We start from the raw sequence: 5,369 nt of genomic DNA, 5'->3' as shown, positions 1-5,369 counted from the left end.
TTTCGCCCAGGACCCCCCTGAGCCCCTCACGTGCGTCCGGGGCCGCACGTGAGTGGCTCAGGTGGGGGTGGAAGGAAAATGAGCCACTCACGTAGCCGGAGACCGGGAGCTCACCGCGGCCTCGCTAGTCTGCTTGGGTGTTGGCCGCCAAACTGCGAGCGCTGGTGACCGGAGCGGTCGGTGAGACCGCGCCGTCCGGACTGGTCCCGGTGCAGGACGCGCCGCTGCGGCTGGACCGCACCGAGCGGCGCCAGCTCCAGGTGATCCGGCGGTTCGGCACCATCGGCTCGCTGCTGCTGGCCTGCGGCGGCCTGGGCGCGGGGGCGTCGCCGACCATCAACCCGCTGCTCGACACGCCGATCCTCGGGGTGTTCGCCCGCATCCCGACGGTGGCCATGGCCAGCGCCTTCTCCGGCATGCTGATGATGGTGCTGGCCTGGCTGTGGCTGGGCCGCCTGGTGTGGCCGGGCCGGCCGCGGGTGCTGTCCCGCGCGCAGATGGACCGCACGCTGGTGATGTGGACGATCCCGCTGATCCTGGTGCCGCCCATGTTCAGCCAGGACGTCTACAGCTACCTGGCGCAGAGCGCGGTGGTGTCGCACGGCCTGGACCCGTACACGGTGGGCGCGGCGCAGGCGCTGGGCCCGGACAACATCCTCGCCCGCAACGTGCCGACGCTGTGGCGGGACACGCCCTCCCCGTACGGGCCGCTGTTCCTCACGGTCGGCCGCGCGATCACGGGCATCGCCGGCGACAACATCGTCGTGGGCATCCTGCTGGAGCGGGTGCTGGCGCTGATCGGCCTGGGCCTGATCGTGTGGGCGCTGCCCCGGCTGGCCCGGCGCTTCCACGTCTCGCCGGTGGCGGCGATCTGGCTCGGCGCGGCCAACCCGCTGGTGGTCTTCCACCTGGTGGTCGGCGTGCACAACGAGGCGCTGGCCATCGGCCTGATGCTGGCCGGCTTCCACGTGGCCGTCAACCACCTGCCCAAGATCGGCCCGGGCGACCCGATACCGCCCTGGTCACGGGACGAGCTGATCGGCGTCCTGGCCGGCGGCACGCTGATCACCATGGGCGGCGGCGTCAAGATCCTGGCCCTGGTGGCCCTGGGCTTCGTCGGCGTGATGATCGCCCGGCGCTGGGGCGGCGGCCTGCCCCAGCTGCTCAAGTCGGCCGGCGCCATGCTGGTGATCGGCGTGGTCGTGATGACGTTGATCACGGTCGCGAGCGGCCTGGGCTGGGGCTGGCTGAAGACCCTCAACGGCGGCACGATCATCTACACCTGGCTGTCCCCGGTCACGCTGGTCGCGCTGGGCAGCGTGGGTCTGGGCATCCTGTTCCAGCTGGGCAACCACGTCGATGCCACGGTCGGCACGGCCCGGGCCATCGGCTGGATCGGCTTCGCCGGCTCGGGCGTGGTGCTGCTGTGGCGCTCCTACCGCGGGCACCTGTCGGCCATGGCCGGCCTCGGCCTGTTCCTGGTCTGGTTCGTCGTGCTCGGCCCCGTGGTGCAGCCCTGGTACCCGTTGTGGGCGATCATCCCGCTGGCCACGGCCAAGGCCAGCAAGCGGTTCCGGACCTGGGTCACGGTGTTCAGCGCCCTGATCGCCCTGGTCACCCCGCCGACCGGGTCCACCTTCGACGGCCGCGCCTTCCTCATCCCCACGGCCGCGGTCGCCGCCCTCATCCTGGTCGGCCTGCTGTTGTTGCTGGTTCGGGGCAAGCTCCCCGAACGCGAACCCCGAGGTGAACTGACCGTGACGCCCGCACCATCCGAGCCGATCAACTTCGGGCCGGTCGGATGAGCCCCACGAGCCTGAGCCGGGAGCACCCCCTAGGCTCGACCGTCGTGACCGCACCCCCGACCACCCCGGCTGTCGAGGTGTCGGGCCTGCTGAAGCGCTACGGGTCCACCGTCGCGGTGAACGGGCTGGACCTGAGGATGGACCGCGGCTCGGTGCTTGCCCTGCTGGGGCCCAACGGAGCCGGCAAGACCACCACCGTCGAGCTGTGCGAGGGCTTCAAGCGCCCCGACAGCGGCACGGTCCGCGTGCTGGGCCTCGACCCGGTCCGTGACGGGGCGCAGCTGCGGGCCCGCATCGGCGTGATGCCGCAGGGCGGCGGCGCCTATCCCGGTGTGCGCACCGAGGAGATGCTCCGCCTGGTGGCGGCCTGCGCGGCCGATCCGCTGGATCCGGCGTGGCTGCTGGAGACCCTGGGCCTGGCGGCCGCGCGCCGCACGCCGTACAAGCGGCTGTCCGGCGGGCAGCAGCAGCGGCTGTCGCTGGCCTGCGCGCTGGTCGGCCGCCCGGAGCTGGTGTTCCTGGACGAGCCGACGGCCGGCCTGGATCCGCAGGCCCGGCACCTGGTCTGGGACCTGGTGCGTGCCCTCAGGGCGGACGGTGTCGGCGTGCTGCTGACCACGCACCTGATGGATGAGGCGGAGACGCTGGCCGACCAGGTCGTGATCGTGGACCACGGCCGCGTGGTGGCCAGCGGCTCCCCGCAGGAGCTGACCAGCAGCGGTTCGGCCGAGCAGCAGCTGCGCTTCCGGGCCCGGCCCGGCATGGACACGAAGTTGCTGGTCGACGCGCTGCCGGAGAACCTCGAGGTGGACGAGGTCGGCCCCGGCTCGTACGTGGTGGCCGGCTGCATCGACCCGCAGGTCGTCTCCACGGTGACGGCCTGGTGCGCGCAGCAGGGGGTGCTGGCCGAGGAGCTCCGCGTGGCCCGCCGCAGCCTGGAGGACGTGTTCCTGGAGCTGACCGGACGGGAGCTGCGCTCGTGAGCACCTTCTCCCCCGGCGCCTTCGCGCCCGCCCCCGGCCGCGGCCGCCTGGGCCGCATGCTGGTGGCGCAGGCCCGCATCGAGACGGCACTGGCGCTGCGCAACGGCGAGCAGGTGCTGCTGACCCTGCTGATCCCGCTGGCGCTGCTGATCGGCCTGACGGTGCTGAAGATCGTGCCGCTGTCCGAGCCCCGGGTGAACGAGGTGACGCCGCGCATCCTCGCGCTGGCGGTGATGTCCTCGGCGTTCACCGGGCAGGCCATCGCGCTGGGCTTCGACCGCCGCTACGGCGTGCTCAAACGCCTTGCCGCGACGGCGATCCCGCGTTGGCTGCTCGGCGCCGGCCGGGTGCTGGCGGCGTTGACCATCGTCGCGATCCAGGTCGTGATCCTGGGTGTCGTCGCCGCGCTGCTGGGCTGGCAGCCCGCCGTCACGGGCGTGCTGTGGGCGATCGTGTTGGTGCTGCTGGGCACCATCTCCTTCGGTGCCCTGGGCGTGCTGCTCGGCGGGGCGCTGCGGGCGGAGATCGTGTTGGCGGTGGCCAACATCGTGTGGTTCGTGCTCCTGCTGGCCGGCGGCATCGCGCTGCCGCCGAGCGCGCTGCCGGGAGGCCTGGGCGCGATCGTGGAGCTGCTGCCGTCCGGGGCGCTGGCCGAGGGCCTGCACACCGTGCTCACCCAGGGCGGCCCGCCGGGCTGGCAGCCGGTGCTGGTATTGATCATCTGGGCGGCCGCCGCGGGCGGCATTGCCACCAGGACCACCCGGCTGACCTGACCCCCGAGAGGGCAATCCCCGAGTTGAGCACGACTACTGTGGACCAACAACAAGACGAAGAGCCGTCACTGGCGCGAGCCAGCGGCTCCATGGCCGTGGCCACCCTGGTCAGCCGCATCACCGGCTTCCTGTCCAAGCTGCTGCTCGCCGCCGTCGTCGGCCTGTCCGCCGGCGCGATCAACGACTCGTACACGGTGGCCAACACCGTGCCCAACATCATCTACGAGCTGCTGCTGGGCGGCGTGCTGACCAGCGTGGTGGTGCCGCTGCTGGTGCGGGCCCGCCACGAGGACCCGGACGGCGGCCAGGAGTACACGCACCGCCTGCTGACCGTCAGCCTCACCATGCTGCTGGGCATGACCGTGCTGGCGGTGGCCACCGCGCCGCTGCTGACCAAGCTGTTCGTGGACAGCAGCAGCGGCAACGCCAACCCGGCGCTGGTGACCGCGTTCGCGTACCTGCTGCTGCCGGAGATCCTGTTCTACGGCCTGTTCGCCATGCTGGGCGCGATCCTCAACACCCGCAACGTGTTCTCCGCGCCGGCGTGGGCGCCGGTGCTGAACAACGTGACGCTGCTGCTGACCATCGGCGCGTACTTCGTGCTGCCGGGCGACATCGCGACCAACCCGGTGCACATCACCGATCTCAAGCTGCTGGTCCTCGGGGCCGGCACCACGCTGGGCATCGTGATCCAGGCGGCGGTGCTGATCCCGCCGTTGCTGCGCAGCGGCTACCGGCCGCGCTGGCAGTGGGGCTGGGACCGGCGTCTGGGCGAGTTCGGCGGCTTGGCGCTGTGGGTCGTGGCCTATGTGGTGGTCAGCCAGATCGGCTACGTCACCATCACCCGCGTGGCCACCAACGGCGCGGCCGGCGGCATCTCCATCTACACGTACTCGTGGCTGCTGGTGCAGATGCCGTACGGCGTGCTCGGCGTGTCGCTGCTGACGGCGATCATGCCGCGGATGAGCCGGGCCGCCGCCGCCAACAACATCCCGGCGCTGCTGGACGACCTGTCGCTGGGCAGCCGGATGTCGGCGGTGATGCTCGCGCCGATCAGCGCCCTGATGACCGTGCTCGGGCCGGCGCTGGCCGTGGCCATCACCGTGTTCGGCAAGGGCGGCGCGGACGCCTCCCGGCTCGGGCTGGCGATCACCGCCTCCTCGTTCGGGCTGCTGCCGTACGCGCTGACCATGTTGCAGATGCGCGTGTTCTACGCGATGAAGGACGCCCGCACGCCGACCCTGATCAACGCGGTGATGATCGCGTTGAAGGTGCCGGTGGTGCTGCTGGCCGCGCACGTGCTGCCGCCGTCCCAGGTGGTGTTCGGGCTGACCTTCTCCGACGCGATCAGCTTCACGCTGGGCACGCTCGTCGGGGAGCTGTGGCTGCGTAAGCGTTTCGGGCGGCTGGGCAGCCGGCGTGTGGTCCGCACGTACGTCAAGGTCGCGGTGGCCGCGGTGTGGGGCGCGGCGGTGGCGCTGGCGGTCGAGCTCGGCGTCCGCAGCTTCGTGCCGGGCGGCATCCACGGCGCGCTGGGGGCGTTCACTTCTCTTATCCTGGGCGGCATTCTGGGCCTGCTGGCCGCGTTCGGCATGATGGCGCTGCTGCGTGTGCACGAGCTGAAGCCCGCACTGGACAAGATCGGTTCGCTGGTACGCCGCTGATTTCGCAGGGAAGGACGCCTTACCCGCGTTGAACGAGGGTAAGGCGTCCTTCCCTGCATCTGGGTGGGTCAGAACGCGCCGTGGATGCCGCCCGGCACGAAGCTGCGGACGCCGAGCTCGACCGCCAGCGCCACCGCCGCGCCC

At 71.6% G+C, this 5,369-nt stretch carries 4 protein-coding genes; all 4 read left to right on the top strand.

Annotation, left to right across the window (positions count from 1 at the left end; translation table 11 throughout):
* Positions 1-137 precede the first annotated feature (137 nt).
* Genes mptB through murJ form a run of 4 tightly spaced genes read left to right on the top strand, consistent with a single transcriptional unit; the run spans position 138 to position 5,225 of the window.
* Complete coding sequence (mptB, locus tag AB0M73_RS49535) at positions 138-1,805, top strand: polyprenol phosphomannose-dependent alpha 1,6 mannosyltransferase MptB (protein WP_363907166.1); 1,668 nt, start codon at positions 138-140, stop codon at positions 1,803-1,805.
* 44 nt (positions 1,806-1,849) lie between these two features.
* A complete protein-coding gene (locus AB0M73_RS49530; RefSeq protein ID WP_363907164.1) occupies positions 1,850-2,788 on the top strand; it encodes an ABC transporter ATP-binding protein in 939 nt (312 codons plus the stop codon).
* Entirely contained in the window at positions 2,785-3,561 is a 777-nt protein-coding gene (locus tag AB0M73_RS49525) for an ABC transporter permease (protein ID WP_363907162.1), read from the top strand. Before AB0M73_RS49530 ends, AB0M73_RS49525 begins: the two co-directional genes overlap by 4 nt.
* Positions 3,562-3,599: 38 nt before the next feature.
* A complete protein-coding gene (gene murJ, locus AB0M73_RS49520) occupies positions 3,600-5,225 on the top strand; it encodes a murein biosynthesis integral membrane protein MurJ (RefSeq protein WP_363907160.1) in 1,626 nt (541 codons plus the stop codon).
* The last annotated feature ends 144 nt before the right edge of the window (positions 5,226-5,369 follow it).

The sequence above is a fragment of the Kutzneria sp. NPDC051319 genome, from assembly GCF_040682195.1.
Taxonomy (GTDB): domain Bacteria; phylum Actinomycetota; class Actinomycetes; order Mycobacteriales; family Pseudonocardiaceae; genus Kutzneria.
The sequence above is the reverse complement of the archived record's forward strand: the minus strand, read 5'-3'. Positions and strand labels throughout refer to the sequence as shown.